General features: G+C 40.9%; 20 protein-coding genes. 8 read left to right on the forward strand and 12 right to left on the reverse strand.

Annotated elements, in window-relative coordinates:
• Positions 1-77 precede the first annotated feature (77 nt).
• On the forward strand, positions 78-848 hold the full coding sequence (locus IGJ17_RS10435; RefSeq protein ID WP_086299339.1) for a MurR/RpiR family transcriptional regulator: 771 nt from the start codon (positions 78-80) through the stop codon (positions 846-848).
• 23 nt (positions 849-871) lie between these two features.
• Here the strand turns inward: IGJ17_RS10435 and IGJ17_RS10440 are convergent, their stop codons facing one another.
• On the reverse strand, positions 872-1,609 hold the full coding sequence (locus IGJ17_RS10440) for a MurR/RpiR family transcriptional regulator (RefSeq protein ID WP_429961338.1): 738 nt from the start codon (positions 1,607-1,609) through the stop codon (positions 872-874).
• A 14-nt stretch (positions 1,610-1,623) separates the two neighbouring features.
• The gene (locus IGJ17_RS10445; protein ID WP_429961339.1) at positions 1,624-2,127 is read right to left on the reverse strand and encodes a GNAT family N-acetyltransferase; all 504 of its coding nucleotides are present in this window, start codon (positions 2,125-2,127) and stop codon (positions 1,624-1,626) included.
• Between the two features lie 171 nt (positions 2,128-2,298).
• Between IGJ17_RS10445 and IGJ17_RS10450 the strand changes: the two genes are divergently transcribed.
• Positions 2,299-2,562, forward strand: a complete 264-nt coding sequence (locus IGJ17_RS10450) for a hypothetical protein (protein WP_275626638.1) — start codon at positions 2,299-2,301, stop codon at positions 2,560-2,562.
• Between the two features lie 113 nt (positions 2,563-2,675).
• On the opposite strand, the gene IGJ17_RS10455 is transcribed toward IGJ17_RS10450, so the two are convergent.
• The 3 genes from IGJ17_RS10455 to IGJ17_RS10465 all read right to left on the reverse strand — a co-directional run bounded on the left by IGJ17_RS10455 (position 2,676) and on the right by IGJ17_RS10465 (position 5,079).
• A complete protein-coding gene (locus IGJ17_RS10455; protein WP_429961340.1) occupies positions 2,676-2,846 on the reverse strand; it encodes a hypothetical protein in 171 nt (56 codons plus the stop codon).
• Between the two features lie 131 nt (positions 2,847-2,977).
• The gene (locus tag IGJ17_RS10460) at positions 2,978-3,853 is read right to left on the reverse strand and encodes a cation diffusion facilitator family transporter (protein WP_086332491.1); all 876 of its coding nucleotides are present in this window, start codon (positions 3,851-3,853) and stop codon (positions 2,978-2,980) included.
• A gap of 200 nt (positions 3,854-4,053) precedes the next feature.
• Positions 4,054-5,079, reverse strand: coding sequence for an NAD(P)/FAD-dependent oxidoreductase (locus IGJ17_RS10465; RefSeq protein WP_086299335.1), 1,026 nt, complete (start codon positions 5,077-5,079; stop codon positions 4,054-4,056).
• Between the two features lie 266 nt (positions 5,080-5,345).
• On the opposite strand from IGJ17_RS10465, the gene IGJ17_RS10470 reads away from it, so the two are divergent.
• Complete coding sequence (locus IGJ17_RS10470; RefSeq protein ID WP_008378615.1) at positions 5,346-6,071, forward strand: alpha/beta fold hydrolase; 726 nt, start codon at positions 5,346-5,348, stop codon at positions 6,069-6,071.
• Positions 6,072-6,073: 2 nt separating this feature from the next.
• Positions 6,074-8,620, forward strand: a complete 2,547-nt coding sequence (gene mprF, locus IGJ17_RS10475) for a bifunctional lysylphosphatidylglycerol flippase/synthetase MprF (RefSeq protein WP_005235200.1) — start codon at positions 6,074-6,076, stop codon at positions 8,618-8,620.
• 65 nt (positions 8,621-8,685) lie between these two features.
• Here mprF and IGJ17_RS10480 read toward each other — a convergent pair whose 3' ends face one another.
• Both IGJ17_RS10480 and IGJ17_RS10485 read right to left on the reverse strand, forming a co-directional pair.
• Complete coding sequence (locus IGJ17_RS10480; RefSeq protein WP_005235198.1) at positions 8,686-9,645, reverse strand: SPFH domain-containing protein; 960 nt, start codon at positions 9,643-9,645, stop codon at positions 8,686-8,688.
• Entirely contained in the window at positions 9,642-9,917 is a 276-nt protein-coding gene (locus IGJ17_RS10485) for a hypothetical protein (protein ID WP_016620494.1), read from the reverse strand. Before IGJ17_RS10485 ends, IGJ17_RS10480 begins: the two co-directional genes overlap by 4 nt.
• 185 nt (positions 9,918-10,102) lie before the next feature.
• Here IGJ17_RS10485 and IGJ17_RS10490 point away from each other — a divergent pair, with 185 nt between their 5' ends.
• Both IGJ17_RS10490 and IGJ17_RS10495 read left to right on the forward strand, forming a co-directional pair.
• Positions 10,103-10,513 (forward strand): organic hydroperoxide resistance protein, encoded by a 411-nt coding sequence (locus IGJ17_RS10490; protein WP_034872372.1) that lies wholly within the window; start codon positions 10,103-10,105, stop codon positions 10,511-10,513.
• A 58-nt stretch (positions 10,514-10,571) separates the two neighbouring features.
• A complete protein-coding gene (locus IGJ17_RS10495) occupies positions 10,572-11,006 on the forward strand; it encodes a MarR family winged helix-turn-helix transcriptional regulator (RefSeq protein WP_061054296.1) in 435 nt (144 codons plus the stop codon).
• Between the two features lie 50 nt (positions 11,007-11,056).
• Here the strand turns inward: IGJ17_RS10495 and IGJ17_RS10500 are convergent, their stop codons facing one another.
• Positions 11,057-11,419 carry a hypothetical protein gene (locus tag IGJ17_RS10500; protein ID WP_008378626.1) on the reverse strand — a complete coding sequence of 121 codons (363 nt, stop codon included), beginning with the start codon at positions 11,417-11,419 and terminating at the stop codon, positions 11,057-11,059.
• A 278-nt stretch (positions 11,420-11,697) separates the two neighbouring features.
• Positions 11,698-12,066, reverse strand: a complete 369-nt coding sequence (locus IGJ17_RS10505) for a DUF7006 family protein (protein ID WP_429961341.1) — start codon at positions 12,064-12,066, stop codon at positions 11,698-11,700.
• 452 nt (positions 12,067-12,518) lie between these two features.
• On the opposite strand from IGJ17_RS10505, the gene IGJ17_RS10510 reads away from it, so the two are divergent.
• On the forward strand, positions 12,519-12,695 hold the full coding sequence (locus tag IGJ17_RS10510) for a hypothetical protein (RefSeq protein WP_005235184.1): 177 nt from the start codon (positions 12,519-12,521) through the stop codon (positions 12,693-12,695).
• Positions 12,696-12,750: 55 nt separating this feature from the next.
• Here IGJ17_RS10510 and IGJ17_RS10515 read toward each other — a convergent pair whose 3' ends face one another.
• Genes IGJ17_RS10515 through IGJ17_RS10525 form a run of 3 tightly spaced genes read right to left on the reverse strand, consistent with a single transcriptional unit; the run spans position 12,751 to position 16,618 of the window.
• Positions 12,751-14,913, reverse strand: coding sequence for a lectin-like domain-containing protein (locus IGJ17_RS10515; RefSeq protein ID WP_429961342.1), 2,163 nt, complete (start codon positions 14,911-14,913; stop codon positions 12,751-12,753).
• 18 nt (positions 14,914-14,931) lie between these two features.
• Entirely contained in the window at positions 14,932-15,981 is a 1,050-nt protein-coding gene (locus IGJ17_RS10520; RefSeq protein WP_429961343.1) for a DUF916 and DUF3324 domain-containing protein, read from the reverse strand.
• A 16-nt stretch (positions 15,982-15,997) separates the two neighbouring features.
• Positions 15,998-16,618 carry a WxL domain-containing protein gene (locus IGJ17_RS10525; RefSeq protein WP_005235179.1) on the reverse strand — a complete coding sequence of 207 codons (621 nt, stop codon included), beginning with the start codon at positions 16,616-16,618 and terminating at the stop codon, positions 15,998-16,000.
• A gap of 139 nt (positions 16,619-16,757) precedes the next feature.
• On the opposite strand from IGJ17_RS10525, the gene IGJ17_RS10530 reads away from it, so the two are divergent.
• The gene (locus tag IGJ17_RS10530; RefSeq protein WP_218192949.1) at positions 16,758-18,263 is read left to right on the forward strand and encodes a helix-turn-helix domain-containing protein; all 1,506 of its coding nucleotides are present in this window, start codon (positions 16,758-16,760) and stop codon (positions 18,261-18,263) included.
• Positions 18,264-18,286 lie beyond the last annotated feature (23 nt).

The raw sequence follows: 18,286 nt of genomic DNA on the forward strand, positions 1-18,286 counted from the left end.
TATAATCCAAAATAGAGAACGTTTTCATCCCTTGTCATTTGTTCCACAAAAAAAACACTTTGCTACGGAGGTGCATCATGCTTTTTCTTGACTACAATCCTGAACTTACTGCACTAGAATACGAGGTTTACCGATTTGTATCAAAAAACTTGGCTTCAGTGTCTAAAATGAAGATGAAAGAACTTGCCAAAGAGACCCATACCAGTACTGCTAGTATTAGTCGCTTTTGCAAGAAATTTGAATGTGATACGTTTACCGAATTTAAGATCAATTTGCGCTTTTACTTAGATTCTCTCGTAAAATCCAAAATATCCGATAGTGATGAATCTCAAACAATTGATTTCTTAAAGCGAGTAAACCAGCCCTTTTTATCTGAGAGAATCAATCGAGCAACAGAGATTCTTAAGAACAAAAGCTTCGTGCTATTTATTGGATCAGGCTTATCTGAAACGATTGCGGAATATGGCGCACTCTATTTTACTGACTTGGGAAAAACGGCATTAAAAGTTGACGATCCCTCAAATTATCCTATCGACTGGTTTCCAGAAGACATATTGTGCAAAACCGGTATCATTGTTTTGTCGATTTCTGGGGAAACACAAGAAATGATTCGATACTTACAAAAGTTAAATCAAAAAGATTGTCAGATAATTGCCATCACGAATACGGAAGATTCAACCATCAGCCAGTTATCCGACTTAACGGTGCCCTATTACATTGAAAGAGAGACCATTTTTAAAGCTAGTCAAAAAAAAGAGAAAACCATTGAACTGACTTCTCAGCTACCAGCAATCTATTTAATTGAAAAAATTGCCAAAAGAATACGCCTATCAGAAGAACTTCTCTGATAGGCGTAGGTAGTTTTAATTATTCAGCGGCCTTCACAATCAGTAACTAAATCAAATAAAAGTTCCACCAAATAAATGGCTGGAATTTGTGAGGACAATGAATCAGCTTCTTGATTATCGGAATAATAATAAGCAAAATTTCGCTCAGATAGTTTAGCAATTGACGTTGTTGAACGATTTGTCAGTGAAATGGTTGAAATTCCAGCGAGGCTACATTCAGTGATCAAAGATTCAAGGAATGGATCGGCGCCTTTATTAGAAAAGACTAGCAACGTGGTTTCGCTACTTAAGGTTCGCCAAACGGATTTAATCGATGTTGCTTCTTCCTCTACGCTCACGATCTTATCTAAACGTGCAAACTTTTGTTGGGCATAGCTCAAAGCAAGTGTCGATTCCCTATCACTGGCTAAGATCAAAAGTTTTGCTTTACTTATTCGTTTGGCGATCGTTAATAATGTTTCTCGATAGAAGGATTCATCCATACGTTCAAAAAAATAGTGCAGGGCTTTTTTATCTTGTTTGAATAATCGATTAGTCTTTCCTTGTTTCTGTAACGTCTTTTTCAATTTGATTTTAAATTCTGAAAAACCTTCGCAATCAAATTTTCGACAAAACCGCAGAACAGTCGTTGAGCTAGTTTTTGTTGTATCAGCCAGTTCACGAATAGACATCGAACAGACTTCTGCTTGCTGATTTAAAACGTATTGAAATAGTTGCCATTCTTTCTTACTGAACGACTTATTCTTGGCAGTGAGTTCCATTCGTTTTCTCCTTGTTACGCCCCTTCGTCTCCAGCAATCTTCTTCTCATAAATAAAATCATCCATAACAAATCCCGAACCAATCGTAACGGTGCGTTCAGAAACGCGTTCAAAGCCACGATGTTCATAAACAGCGATCGCTTGCTGATTTTGTTTGTTGACGTTTAAATGCAACGTTTTGCCTGAGGCGATTTCCTCATACCAATCAAAGACTTGGCTGGCATAGCCTTTGCCTCTTGTGGATAGGTCGAGATACAATTTACTTAAATAAATCTGCTGCGGCGTTTCTTCATACGCTGTATACCCCACTGCTTGGTCACCTGCCATTAGTAAAAGATAGACGGCTCCTTGCTGGACTTCGTTTTGAATCGCTGCTGGTGATTGATAATGAGCCAGCATATACGCGACTTGATCCGAACCAATGATTGGTGTAAACACTTCTGGCCAGATTTCTTTGATCAAACGATCCAACGTTTGGAAGTCTTCTGGTGATTGAATGATTTTTTGTGTAATTGCCATAAGAATCCCTTCTCTCTGTTGCTGTGCGAAACAGAAACTCGCTTATAAATATCTCTATTATAAGGGAAGAACCAAAAAAAGAAAGGGCACGTTGAATAAAGGTCCCTAAAAGTTTCAAAAGATGGTAAACTAGAAGTGAAAAAAAGGTGACGAAAAGGAGGTAGCAACACGATGCAACTCTTACAACTACTTTTACTGGCAATCATTTTTGTTTCTTTCTTCATGGTGTTGATTGGATGGGTTTTATCGATGACCAATGGCTTGATCTTTTCTCGTTCTCCTCAGCAATTTAAAGCACACGCTCATGATTCTAACTATGAAAAAGAACGACAAGCAGGCAAGCGCTTGAAAGAGATTATATTTCGACGCATTATTCCTTTAGGTATAGCCTCTTTGCTCGTCTATGGATTAACCGCACTATTAAACGTCCTTTAAAAGTTTTTAAAAAGACTTGAACAAATCGAAAAATAACCGGCATCTTTTCCTGTTGATCAATGCTCCTTCGCTTTCGCTGCGGGGAACATCAATGCATAAGATGCCGGTTTTTTTTATTTGCTTACTGCTGCTTTAGAGGCTTGAACTTTTTTCAGTAAAGCGAAGAGGACTTGGCTATCATCGATAGCCGCAATATATTGTTGGCAAATTGCCAACATTTCTGTTTCATCCATTTTATCTAAAGAAATAACTAATTCATTTTCTACTACCTGCTTATTATTCATAGGGCTCCCTACTTTCTTCCTTTGTTACCTCTAGTTTGCCATGAATGAGCAGGTTCCGTAAGAACTTTTCAGTTTACAAACAGGAAACGGGTGGTTTACATCCTTGTCCTACCAAGGTTTTGCCAGAAAATTTATTCGGTAGCTGGCTCAATGTGGATGTCAGTATCAAACACCTGAAAACGATCAGCTAAGAGATCTTCAATAGCATCTGCCACGTTATGACTCTTTTCAACCGTCAAAGATTTGTCCATCGTCACGACGACATCGAGAAAAACATTGGCACCATACATTCTTCCTCGAATCGATTTAACAGATTTCACTTCAGAAAAACCAGCGATTGCCGCTTCATACTCCACGACTAACGATTCATCAAACCCATCAGAAAGTGAAAAGGCACTCTCGCGAAAAATGTCAACGGCGGTTTTGATAATCAAAAGAGCTACCACGATCGCAGTCAAACTGTCTAACCAACCGATACCAAATGAGGCGGCAAAAATAGCGATCGCCGTTCCAATACTCGTCCACGCATCGCTGCGGTTGTCTTTAGCAGCTGCTAGCAAAGCGGAGCTTTTTACGCGAGCGGATAATCGCTTATTGTAGTAATACATACTATACATCAAAATAGCTGAAATGATACCGACGACTGCCGCAATCATATCGGGACTTTGCGTTTCACCGAGTAGAATCGTTTGAATGGAGGACCATAAAACCTGCAGACCGACCGCCAGCATAATCAAGGATGTTACGAGACTCGCCACATTTTCTGCTTTCCAATGACCATATTTATGGTCTTCATCTGCTGGCTTTTGAGCCAAACGCAAACCGATCAAAACAGCGATAGAAGCTACGATATCCGTCGCATTGTTTAATCCATCCGCCCATAATCCTTCAGAGTTTGCCAAACGACCAATAACTAGTTTGGCGATGGAAACAAAAATGTAGGCAACGATACTTAAGATAGCGCCTCTTTCTGCTTGTTTTAATTCTGCATATCTTGTTTGATTCATGTCATCCCCTCCAATTAGTCAACTTGAAAATAATAGCTGAAATTTTCATCAATTGCATCATTTATTTGAGAGATTTTATTTTTTAGGAGTGGCAAACATTCACTTCTAGTGAAACGAATTTCTGTTCTGAGGCTACCAAAAAAACAGGACTCCCAAGGGAATCCTGTTTTTTGCTTTTTTTCTTTCACAAAGAATCGCTGCTACTCGTTCACCAGCAACTGTCGATTTCTTTCACTAAATTTCTCGTTATGGGAAGAAACCATCGCTTGTGGGACACTAGCGGGCTCTAAATACTGTTTGATCTGGTTAACTGCTTGCGCAGCATCTTGAAAGGCGCCTGCCAAAAGATTCACTTTGCCTTTGAAGTAATGGATGTCACCAGCTGCAAACACACCGGGATGGCTGGTTTTTGTTGGAATCTCACAGTTCAAATAAAAATCTTCATGACGTGCGAGATCAAAGGAAACTTTATCTAACAAGGCACTGTCCCGGTCATAGCCATGTTGGATCAACAAATGATCGCATAAAAAATCGATCGTTTCTTGGTTAGCACTGTTTTTTAATCTTAGAACCATATTGAAGGTTTCGGCTTGATTCACCCCGTCAATCGTGTGATTCATCAGCACTTGAATCCCTTCTGCTTTCATCTTCTTTACTTGTGCTTCATGGGCCTTCAATTTCTCGCCCCGATAACAAAGCGAAACTTTTGCCCCATAAGACGCCGCTTCAATCGCATAATCAACTGCTGCATCCCCGCCGCCAGAGATCACAAGATGTTTGCCTTGGATCGCTTGCTGGTCAGGAAACTGATAGTGGATATAGTTGTCGACATTATTATGGATGAAACAAGGCAATTTTTGCGGAGAAACGACACCGCCGCCAATACAAACTAAAACGGTGCGTCCAACATGGGTCCTCCCTTGGTCATCCACTGCATAAAAAAGATCGTCTTCCTTGGTCAATTCGATGATTTTCGTTTTCAGATAGATCGTTGGATCAAACAACTTAGCCTGTTCAATCAAGTGTTCTTTGACTTTCTTCCCCTTGGTTGGCGGCAATGCACCCACATCCCAGACCATTTTTTCAGGATAAAAATTGATCTTCCCGCCTAATTCGGCTTGTGCTTCAAACAATACGACCGATAGATCACGTAATCCAGCATAAAAACTCGCATAGAGCCCCGTGGGCCCTCCTCCGATAATCAGAACATCTGCTATAGTGGTCATTGGCTAGCCTCCCTCTCATAAATGAAAATCATTCTCAATTAGTTAGTTCGATTATAGTCAACGAAACCGTGCTTGTAAAGAATTTTCTGAAAACAAATTAATTCACTTAGTCGATTATTTTTATTTACATTGTAAAGAAAAAAGCCTTTTCCTAAATATCTGCTAAAGAAAAAATGAGTAGAATGTTATTTTTTCTCATTTTATCTAGTGATATGTTTGTGATAGCTACTGACTTCAAGGTATACTCTTAGAAAGTAGGTGAAAAAATGGAAGTTGAAAAATGTTACGCACCCTTACCGGATGGGTCTGTCCTCTATTATGAAAAAACCGGTTCAGGATGCCCTCTTTTTTTATTGCACGGAAACGGCGGTAGCAGTGCCTATTTCTCAAAGCAGGTCGACGCATTGCGACAAAAACATCAATTGTACTTAATCGATAGCCGTGGGCATGGCAAGTCCACTAACACACAGAAAAAGATCGATTTTTTTAAAATGGCAACGGATCTTTTAGCAATCATTCAGCAAGAAAATTTGTCTAAAATCGCCCTATTAGGATTTAGTGATGGGGCTAATCTAGCAATGGTCTTTTGTCATCTTTACCCTGAGTATGTTAGTTGTATGATTTTAAACTCGGGCAATACTGAGCCACGGGGAGTTAGACTCTTTTCTCGAATGGGGAGTGTCTTGCAATATCTGATCGTTTGGCTTTGTTCCCCATTCTCAAAAGGAATGCGGGGCTTTCTCCCTATTTTGGGATTGTTGTTTCGTCCAATCGGTTTATCTACAGCCGATTTGAATCACCTCAGTGTGCCGACATTGATTTTGGTCGGCAAACGTGATTCGATCAAGCTTTCCCATTCATTTTATATTGCAAACAGTATCCCTCAGTCCAATTTTATCGTCGTCAAAGGACAAGGACATAGTTTTGCACGAAAGAATCCAGAGGTATTTAACACGAAAGTATTATCTTTTTTAGAAAAGGTCGGTGAATAACTATGAGAATCTTTACTTGGCTCCGCGACCACCGCTCACTGTTTAAAACACTCTTCTTGATTGCAGTAGCCGTGATCGTGTTGGGCGAACTGCTTTCATTAAGCAAGACGATCTCCATTGATCAATTAAAAGAGTTGTTTGCGCAACTGGCACTTTGGCGAGTGGCATTAATGGCTGTCATTGGGTTATTATGTGTCTTGCCAATGGTCTTATATGACATTGTCTTGAACCGCCTATTAGGGGACAAACCTGATCGCCGTTATTTGCTGGAAACCAGCTGGATCATCAACACTATGAACAACTTAATCGGCTTCGGCGGCTTCATCAGCATCGGATTACGCTCGGAATTTTACGGCAAAGGAAAAAAAGGCAAAGAAGTTGCCCAAGCAATTTCGAAGATTTTTATTTACCTGATGTCTGGTCTTTCGATTTTATCCCTTGCTGCACTAGCCTTCGTCTTATTTGGTCCAACGACAGATTATCTGCAACAGTATTGGATCTGGCTTTTAGGCGGTAGTCTTTATTTTCCAGTTGTCTATGCCCTTAGTTTTTCCAAAAAAAATGCTTACTTAGGTGGACTGCAACGGCGTGATCGTCTGCAGTTGATCGCCGCTTCCTTATTAGAATGGCTAGGTGTTTTTGCAGCCTTCTTTACAACTGGTCTCTTGATGGGCATCTCGGTGGATGTGTTTCAATTGTTGCCACTTTTCATCGCTGCCTCCGTGATTGGGATCGTTTCGATGATTCCCGGAGAACTTGGAACCTTTGATGTAATGATGATCATGGGAATGGGCTCACTGCAGATTCCCCGTGAAAGTGTCATTGCTTGGCTGTTGCTTTTCCGCCTGTTTTATTACATCATTCCCTTTTTGATCGGTTTGCTTTTTTTCTCAAAAAATGTCGGCGTCTCCCTCAACCAGCGCTTTTCTGGTATTCCAAAAAGCTTGTTGTTGGAAGTGTTCCACAAGATCGAAGTGTTGCTGCTTTATTTGACGGGAACGATGTTGGTGCTCTCCGCCACGATTCCAGAAGCCTTTGATCAAATCAAATGGTTAGCCCACCTCAATCCGATTCGCTTGAATTTTGTGATGCAGTACCCGAGTATTTTTCTCGGTTACCTCTTTTTAATTGCCGGTCGAGGGATATCTGCCCGTGTCAGTCGCGCGTACGTGCCGACGCTTTTGTTGATTGCAGCAACAATCGGTTATGCTATTTTTGCTGGCTTCCGTTTTTCGACCATGCTGTTTCTTCTATTATTATTAGCAATCATGATTTTTTCAAAAAGCGAGTTGTTCCGTAAACAACTCGTCTTCTCGTGGGAATGGCTGACGATCGATGGTTTGTTAATTGGTTCGTTGACGATCCTCTATGTCATTATCGGGGTCTACAATATGCCTCATATCAATCGACATCCAACGCATCACCATTCGATGGATTTTTTGCTTTTCCCTTCTGAAAAATTATGGCTGCAAGGGTTCGTTGCGATTTTATTCGTCGCCATTGCGATGCTGCTGTTTGCCCGGTACTTGATGGGACCAAAACACCAATTAGGCGTCAGTGCTGCCACTGATAAAGTGAAACATGTTTTAAATACTTACGGTGGCAACAGCGACAGCCATCTGGTGTATCTAAAAGACAAGAAAGTATACGTGTATCCAGAAATTGGCGAGCCGACGGTCTTTTTTCAATTTACGACCTTTAATAACAAATGTTTAGTCATGGGGGATCCTTCTGGGAAGCAAGCAGACTTTCCACAGGCACTGGAAACTTTCTTAACAGAAATGGATCAATGGAATTATCTGCCGGTCTTTTATGAAAGTAGTGAAGAAATGGTGATGCTGCTGCATGAATTTGGGTATGACTTTATCAAATTCGGTGAGAAAGCTTATGTGGATCTACCTAGCTTCACCCTCTCAGGAAAGAAAATGAAGGGACAGCGAGCATTGAACAATAAGATTACTAAAGAAGGCTTTACTTTTGATGTGCTCACCCCACCCTTTTCAGCCGAAACATTTGCAACGCTTAAGGAAATTTCTGACAACTGGCTAGATGGACGGAAAGAAAAAGGGTTCTCCCTTGGGTTCTTTTCAGAATCCTATCTAAGCACCGCACCAATTGCTGTCGTCCGAAATCAGCAACAGGAGATCGTCGCATTCGCTTCCTTTATGCCCACCTATCAAACAGGCCTAGCATCCATTGATTTGATGCGCCACGATCCTGAAAAAGCGCCGAATGGAACGATGGATTTCTTGTTTATTCAGCTATTCGACTATTTTAAAGAACAAGGCTACCAACAATTTGATTTAGGCATGGCACCATTAGCCAACGTTGGTACTTTCCGCAGCAGTTTCTTGCAAGAGCGGATCGCCTATCTCGTTTACACCTTTGGTTCTCGTTTCTATTCTTTTGAAGGGTTACGCGAATACAAACAGAAATATGCCGCTTCTTGGTCCCCTCGCTACATTTTATACTCTCGGGATAGTTGGATCGGGTATGTCATGATGGCCCTCTTGATCGTCGATAATCAATCGGCGGAAAAAACGAAGTAAAAAAGGTTCCCATACTCCTCTTTCTTTTCGGAGTATGGGAACCTTTTTCAATTGTTGTGCTTAACTTATTCAGCCGATTTAGATGGTGCATTTTCCCAAAGTTGTTTGACGACTGGAATATTTCCCAGTTCCGTCATATTTGATGGCAGAATGACCGTATTGGTATTGCTATTCACCACATCTCTGAAGGCTTCGATCCCTAGATATGATAGTGAGCGCTCGTCGAGCTGGCTTTCTTTGATTGCTTCATTGATGGCTAAAATCCGTTTGCGTTCAGCTTCAGTGATTTTCGCGATTCGTTCTGCTTCCGCCTCGGCATCAATCCGTACACGCTTTGCCCGCGCCTCGGCATCGATTTGAGTTTGTTCCGCTCGGGCTTCGGCGTCGATCGTCATTTGAGAAGCTTTGGCTTCTGCACTCAAGACTGAAGAAGATTTCTCACCTTGGGCTCTTGTGATCATCGATTCTTTGTCTCTAGAGGCAGTGATCAATTTGTTCATTGATTCAATGATTTCTTGCGAAACTTTGATTTCCCCAATGTTGATTCGGTCGATCGCTAACCCATAGCCTGCCGTGATATCTTTGATTGAAGTAAACAATGCTACGTTGATTTCTTCAGTCCCATTTAAAACTTCATTTAAATCCATTTTCCCGATGATTCCCCGCAAGTTCGACTGGGCATCTTGGATCATTGAAACAACGGAGTTTTCATTTTCGTAGACAAAGGCACGCACATCTGTGACATGGTATTTGATTGCTTCATCAATTTGAACGATTACATTATCTTTTGTGATTGCACTTTGGGGTTCGATCTCCAAAGGAATCTGTTTCAAGGACACTCTTTCTCTAACTGTATACAAAATCGGAACAAGAAAATGAAGCCCTGGTTCCAACGTTCGAACGTACTTCCCAAAACTTTCGACAACTTTGACTTCCCCTTGACGAACGATCACAGCAGTGCTTGCAATCAGCCAAATCAGAATCACTAATACTAAAATAACTAAAATAATTTGGATAATGATCATTGTAAAAACCCTCTTCCATTTTCAAATAATGTATTGTTTACACGGGTCAATAAGACACCGTTTTCAACCCCGATAATCTCTAACATGACATTTTCAGCAGGAATCCCTGCAATCACCCGATATTCTGTATAGGTGCCATAAAGCCGTATATAGCCTGAATAATGATCCGTCAACGATCGAAAATAGCGCCCTACCGCTCGTTTTTCCATATAATCTACGATGATTTTCACCCTCTTTGCCTTCATGCAGTAAATTTGAAGCTTCAAACTCATTTGTTAATCTATTACAAGTGTTACTAACTATGATAGCACGTTTCACCCAAGAGAACAGTAAACTTATGCTGATTCCGGTTTTTTTTAGAAAAAAAACATAGAACGAAAACCAATTCCTTGCATTTTTCAATTAAATTGCATACAATTTAATTGTACAAAATATAAAAATCAGGAGTGAAGAAATGATGAAAAAAATGTATTCGACTAAAATGATCAACACTGGTGGCCGTTCAGGAGAAGTACACAGTCCCGATCATTCATTTGAGCTAAACATCACTGCACCTGGCAAACGTGTCGAAAATGCTACCAATCCAGAACAACTTTTTGCAGCTGGTTTTAGTGCTTGCTTCAACAGTGCCCTTGAATTGGTGAAAAGCAGCAAAGGAATCGATGGTGCTTCTACGGTGAGCGCACAAGTGACCTTATACGCAGAAAGCGAATCCAGTTTTGTCTTGGGTGTTGAGATCGAAGGTCAAATCGAAGGATTGTCAACAGAAGAAACACAAGAATTGCTTGAGATCGCTCATACCGTATGTCCTTATTCAAAAGCCACAGCTGGCAACATTGAAGTGACTGTCAAAGCCGTTAGCGAGTAGACTTTCGTTGAAAAAACAGCTATGATAAGAGGCGGATATTAGAAAAAGGGGTGAAAACATGAATGTCTTAGCGTTAGAAAACCAATTGTGTTTTCCTCTATACGCCGCTTCAAAAGAAATTATCAAACAGTACAAAGACTTACTGGACCCGTTGAATTTGACCTATACCCAATATTTAGTGATGTTGGTGTTATGGGAAGATGAAGCGATCAGTGTCAAAGCATTGGGGAAGCAATTATGTCTCGACTCTGGCACACTGACACCGGTTTTAAAAAAGCTTGAAGCAAAAGGCTACCTAGCAAGAAATCGAAATCAAGACGATGAACGTTCTTTGCGGGTCACATTGACTGACTCAGGCAAAGCGCTTCATGAACAAGCGTTAGAGATCCCCTACAAAGTGACCGAATTCTTGCCTCTTGAACCGGAAGAACTGTCCGTGCTCCATCAATTGACGACAAAAATGGTACAAAGATTTCAAGAACAAGAAAAATGATCCGCTGTTTTCATAGCGGATCATTTTTTTATCATGCAAACGAGTATTCTTTAAGAAGCTTTAGTTTTCAATTCACCAATCACATTTAGCAACTGGGTTAATTGTTCAGGATCTTCGATTTTTCTGATGGCGATTTTCACTAATTCAAAAATCTGGTCATCGGTTAGGCCTGTCTGTAATATCTCCAATTCACTTACAGCTGGCTGAAAGCGACGAGCCAAGACTGATCCGCTCATTTTGATACTTGCAATCTCCAGAACTCCTTTGTTTACTAACTTGCGAATCACGGACAGTGATGTGTTACGGTTTAAGCCGAAACGTTCACTAAATTCTGTACAGCACAGAGGTTCATCCACAGCCCAAAAACAAACTAAGACTTCCCACTCTTTTTTTGAAAAACTCAAGTAATCCATAATTGCTCCTTTCCATGCCGATGAGGCTGGTTCTTATTTTCTAAATTAAAACAATCGCAGCTATTTCAGTCAGCTGGCTTTCCTCTTCCTTTTTTCGATTGTTTTTTCTTTCACTAAAAGGATTATATACCAATAATAATCTATTTTATTCATAATTTCAAAATAATTTTTATTTTAATGATAAATAACATGTTTAATTATTCTTTTTCTTGATAAAAAAAAACGACTAGATCAGCTAGTCGTTTTCTTACTCTACTTGATATTCCTACGAGAAGTGTTTATTGAACACTGAAGATCAAACTCTCATGCTCTTGTTCTTTTAAGGAATAGCCACAAAATTCTTTATTCAAATTCGGAAAATCACGTTCGATCATCTGAATAATCTCGATTTCCGTCAACAGTTTGTCTTCTGACAATTGCAGCGAGTTCAACAAAACAAAGCGAGAATCATAGCCTAAAATTTCCGGCATCAACCGCCAAAAATTTGTGCTGTCAATTTTTTGGATCGTTTGTTCCATAGCAACAATCAAGTTTTGCACGTGTTCATAGACTTTAGGATAATCAGATTTTAGTAGATCCAACAGTGCTTGGTCTAGCACTTTATCTAAATAAGCCTTTGTATCGGTATAAATTATTGAAGAAATCACTTATTTCATCAATCCTTTCATTCAAATGCCATATTCGACATTGTCAAGGATGGCTCCTTGTTCTTATATATAGCATACTATCGGTGATTTTCGTTCTCAGATTAAGGATAGAATATAGAAAAAAAAGAGAAGCGTCTTTTCTTGTCCCCTAATCTTACTCCACAATAGCAAAATTTTGCTAAACTGATAAGCAAAGCGATTCAGCACCTATCGAAAATGAGAAAATTGTCAGATTTCCTTCCTTTTTTATCTATAGCGATTCCTACCCATCGGGCTCTGTAACTGCCAATAGCCTCGCAATTACACACTTCCATGCCCCCCAATAAACGTAGGTTTTTTCTCATTTTAACAAACGTCTTACACAGCATAATTTCAGACAGAACCTTATACAACATGTATAATTAAATTATAGAAAGTCATCAAAATAAAACGAAACGAGGAGTGGATCACAGATGAAGAGTCATTGTAAATGTGGAAAAAAAATGAATGCCCATGAAAAAAGCTGTCCAGACTGCAAACACAAAAAACAGCAAACCTTAGAATCCTTGGAAAAATTCGTTAAATACGGCAGTTTTGCTTTAGCAGGCCTATCATTAGTTTTAAAAATTGCGAAAAGCCGCCAAAGTTAAAGGGACCGACATAAACTTTTAGACGAAAAAAACGCCTACTAGGCGTTTTTTTTTGCTATTCATTAATGATTGTACTCTCCAACAGCCAGTTGACTGTGCCTGTATAGGTACCTGGTAAAATCAAATCTAACTTGGGGACAAAGCGAAAGTAGCAATCATATTCCTGAAGATCCAAGGTTAAGTCCGTTGCTCCTGTTGGCTCCTGCTGGAAAATCACTTGTTCTTCAGAAGTGACAGAAGCCACCAGCTGATTGGTCACCGGATCATAGAGTACCAACTGAATTTCCTCTGCCAATAGTTGCTGCTCTTGCATAAAATCCTTTATCTGTCCACTTAACTGCCAGGTCCCTTCGCTGGTATTGCTGACAGACAAAAGAGCTTCTTGATCAAAAGAAATCGTTAAATAAGCAAAGCCATCGTCTCTGATGGATCGTGCGAGTTCATTCAAGGTCACTGCCGCTGCGTTGATTGAAGCAGGCGCACGCTCAAATACCACGATCCCTCGAAAGTCAATGCCATAATAACGTGTCGCCGATCGATTGCCTTCTGTATCGATCACATAAGACGCAAGATAATAGGTTGTGCCCGGTTCAAGATCTGAGGTGTCTAGTGCCAATGTATCCGACAATGGCTCCGACAATGTTCCCCGTTCAACCAACGCTGCTTCAGAGAAATCCGTTTCGGTGATTGTCACATCCTCCGTAAAGAACTCCGTGACATATATTTTGGCTTGGGTCGAGTTTTGGTCATCAATCGTGATCGGTATATAGGAATTGCGCTTTTGCCGCACGATCTGCAGGTCTGCTTTTGATTCTGCCAATGACGCCGAACCTGTTGTAAGCGTTGGTGGAAAGATTCCAGTCATTTGATAATAATGAATTTCTGGATCACCTGACGTCATACTGGAAACAAAAGCATTTCCATTAAAAACAGTTTGGACAGGGATGGCTATATCTAAATTCTGATTGAGCGGCGCTTCTGTGTAATTGACGGAAAAGTGAACGATGTATTCATTCCCTTTGACCATGTCGGGCAGTGTCACAACCAATTGTCCATTTTCAATGGCAAAGGGCAAGGCAGTTCCGCCTTCAGGCATGCCATTAATCATGATTTCACTGGCTTTCCCAAAATAAACCGCCTCAGGAACTAATGATAGTCCTTCTGGAAAAAGCGATGAGAGCAAGATTCCCGATTCCAAGTCAGCTAGATCACTGGTGCTTTTATAGGAGAGATAGGTCGCATAAGTAATGGTTTTGCTATTGTCGACAGTGGCTGGCTGGGAAAGTGTCGTACCAGTATCCAACAATAGTTTGACTGGGTCTTTTTCAAAAACACCGGTTCGCATCTCAAGTTCTACTAATCCTTCAACATCGACAAACGCCACTGCTTTTTCTTGAACATAGCCCCCGTTTGCACCAGTAAAACCAAAATAGACCGGTGCACTATTAGTCAGGTTCAAATTTGATTTGAAGGTGTCATCAACAGGTACCGTCACATCAACACCGAAATCTGGTACGGTGTAACGCAACGTTTGCGTTGGCTGATCAAAAACTACTGTAAAACTATGCCACACCCCATCGGAAATATCACTCACTGATACCGTATCACGATGATTTAAGACTTTGTCGATAATCAGCCAGCCATCGGTGGTATATGCGTCATTTGAGCCGGGAAAATTCCATGCGATATGATGGCCGGAAGGAACATCGCGATCCATCATACCGTCCCCAGTCAAACCGGCATTATTATAGAACGTATCGAATTCAATCGCAAAACTTTGCGGGATTGCCCCCGTATTTAAAGGAGTCGTTCCTCCTGTATTTGACCAGACGCCAATCGTCGGTCCTGCTTGTTCTGCCAGCGCATTTAAGCCACTGCTTTGCATCACAAAAGCGAGCCCATCGCTGTCCGTTGCTGTATTATCGATACAAAATGCCATTTCTAACCGAAAAGAGCGAGTAAAAGAAACCGGCTTATTGAACCAGACACCACCACTGGAGTTGGTGGTAGCTCCATCATTAATCTGAACATAATTGACGCCCGGTTCTCCTTGTGGCGACCCCGCTTGTCCCACAGGAGTGATCAGAGAATCGTCAATCGCTAACGTAGGAAAATCTGGCGCAGATACCGCAGCATGGACGATTTCTTGTTTCCCACATAGCAGCAAAATGCTAAAAAAGAACACATAGCCCCATCGGATAATGCCAAACTTTTTCATCACTGTCCTCCGCTTTCTTCATTCTGATTCTTCTTGCACTGACAGCCTAACATCTGCTTCTGCTTTTTTACGTCTCCTATATAAAATGAACAAGAGAAGTAGGACAAACAGGAAGAGAAGTAGCCCTCCTGCATAGAGCCAGTACTGTTTTTGAAGATACGCTGCACCTAACGTTGTCTGACGGTTGATAAGGTTGGCTTGCTTGCGATCAACCACCACCGAATCCTCAAACACCCATGTTCCTTTAGGCGCATTCAACTCAATCCGTAATAGATAGGTCCCCGGTTCGAGAATGTTCTGATCAAAGGCACTAAACAGCTCCAAAACCGAATTCGGAGCTATTTGAAAATTCTCTGCAGAAAACCCACCGACCTTGTTGCCGCTATCTTGCTCACGTATCACTGTTTTGACAGTGATGTTGCCAAAGGCTGTGGGCTGATCATTGCGGATCCTACTTTTGAGAGCTGTAGAACCATATCTTTCCACCGCCTCAGAATTGACCAAAGACAACTGGGGGTCAGGCATGGTTGCTACATTCTGACGCAAGCGGATCCCTTGTTGAATTTTATAGTTGGCTTGCAGATTTGTTTGCTGACTTTCAGTTGTTTCCGCCGGTTCTTCTTCAAAGTCAAACACACCAAGTATTTCTCCTGCAAATTCTTTTGCCTTCATTGAAAGGGTAAAATGGACCTGACGACTTTCTCCAGGGTCAAGCTGGATCGTCTGTCTCGGATTTTCAATCAATTGACTAAACGAGATTCCTTGGTTCTCTTCGGCGGTCTGTTCTGCTTGGTACGCGATGATCCCAGTAGAGGCCGTATAACTATTTAGTGCTGCTGCTTTAATGGTCAACGGCTCTGAACTTGTATTATGAAGGGCAACGGTCAAGTTCTGTTCGGTCTCATGATTTACCAGTAAGTCGAAATAAGTGACGTCACTGACTTGATTTTGGGGAAGTTCAGGGGTTACAGTGAACCGTGTGGTCTGTGCATGACCGGTGACTTTCGTAAAGCAACACAAACTGATAAAGAAACTAATGAGTACGAAGCACTTGATTTGTTTTTTCATTGTCGCCCTTTCCTTGCTATTCTGCTTGATAGGTGTTTGATAATGTCCAAGTGATCGTTCCACTATAAGTGCCGCTGTTCACATTTTGTTTTGGTACGGTTAATGAAGCATTGGAAAAGTTAAAGTCATTGGTTGCTAAGCCGGTCGTCCCATTAGCAGAAGCGATCAATGTAGGTTCTGTTGCTCCTACCATCAATTCGGTGCCCGATACTAGCGTTGCATCGCCCGAAGCCGTTGAACCATTTAAAGTGACTTTGGCATTTGCTAGCTCGTTATCGCTGGCATTCGTCATTTTCGATAATTGCGCAGTCAACTGCCAGCCAGCTTGATTTGGTCCACGGTAATCCGTGATCGATGTCACTTCATCCGACGTTGTTTGAATCACTTGTTCATCGGTAGCGATATCTTGGATACTGCTTGTACCGAAGTTAAAATTGGTCACCTGATCCAGTGACAAGATTCCTTGTTCGATCGTTAGTGTTGCTTGACTCGTCATTGAAGCCGTTGGATTCGCTTCTGCTGCAGCTGCCGCAGTGGGCGCCATTCCTAAACCCATTCCGACCAAACCTAACATTCGTACCTTTTTGTTCATTTTCATCTCTTCCTTCACTTTTTTTAATGAGAAACCGAGGGTCATCGAAAAAACAGCCTTAAAAAATAATAATTTAATTGGTGTTTTTTCATTCTATTCTCATCTATCATAAGTATAATCCATCATGGTTATCATACGGTTCACAGATTTAGCGTAAAAAAAACGCCAAAAAGGAGAATCCCTTATGTATCGAGAATTCATTTCTCCCGCAGAAGAAAAGAAATTAGAGATTTTCAAAGTTGTCTGCAATTCCAACGGAGTGACATTGGTCCAACTGTCAGAAGTTTTGAATATCCCGCAAAAAAGCCTGCAAAAATATATCTATTTTTTAAATGAAGATTTGCAGCTGCTCTCACCTCACCTGCTTCTATCAAAAAATCATTACAATCAGTATTTTCTTGATCGAACAGAGGATGATGAACCTTTTTATGCACAATTGATGTATCATTACTTGCTCAACTCCACACAATACAACCTGATTCATTACTTGATTGGGCGCCCGCAAATGACCTTGACTCAAGTATGTTTGGATTTGCATGTCAGCCAATCGCATATGTATCGGTTGATCAAGAAAATCAACCAACTATTGGAAAAATTTCAAATCCGAATTCGAACAGACCTGAATAATCGCATCGTTCTTGCTGGAAAAGAGCTTGATATCCGTATTTTCACCTACAGTTTCTTGACCCAAAGTGCGCCTGCTGATTTGTGGCTTTTGCCGAGTGTTTCCCATAAAAATGTCGAAGAATTTACGGCATTCTTTGCTGTTTCTCACTTTGATCCGTTGACGAAAAATAAACTCGCTGCATTTTGGCAAGCAGTGGTCAGCCGAACGATCCAGAAAAAATATTTGCCGCCGATTCCTGAAAAATACATGGGATTGATGAATTTCTATTGTTTTTTACCAGAAGAAATTCTCGAATCACTTTTTTTGAGTGCCGATTATGCCTCAGAAAAGATGCTTCAGTCAGAGTATCTTTACTTGAATTTCTTTTTGCATGTCTTTTTGCCAGGGGTTGTTCCCCAAGAAAAGAATCAAACGATCATCCAAGAGATCAAACATTCTGATACTGATCTTGTGCGCTTTTTCACTGCAATGATCAAAGATTGGCACGATACCTTTGCTCCAAGTCAGGAAGCCGCCGAATTCGAAAAATTATTAAGCAGCTGTCTACTGGTCTTCAATCTATCGATCATTATCGGCATCGATCTTCTGGAAGTGTGGCAGCTAGAACACCAACTGTTGACTGAAAATGCTCCTTCTAAAGACAGAACCTATGAAGCAATCTGCACACTTTTACTGACCCATGTTGAAAAGTATCCATTTGCTGACTTGGATAAAGAGTATTTTGAACAGACACAGTTGCCTTATCTGGCTCATCTCTTGTATTTGGAAACACAGATGAATACGCCCCCGACCGTGTCGATCTATATTCAAACGACGATTCAATACCGCACAAAGCAAATGATTGAGACGAGGATTCGTTCGATTTATTCTAAAGCTTCTGTGACTTTCGTCAAACAAATGGAAGCCGCAGATTTATTGATCACGGATAATTATGAAGAAGTGATGTTTTCCGAAAAATTAGTCTTACTGTCTAACCTGCAAGCCGAGCAAGAGTGGGCAGCCGTTTTTGCAAAGATCAATCAACTGATGATGACCAAGATGTTTGCCGAACAAGGAAAATAAGTTGCCGATTCCATTTTCATCCG

The sequence above is a fragment of the Enterococcus sp. DIV1096b genome (genome assembly GCF_050498765.1).
Taxonomy (GTDB): Bacteria; Bacillota; Bacilli; order Lactobacillales; family Enterococcaceae; genus Enterococcus_D; species Enterococcus_D entomosocium.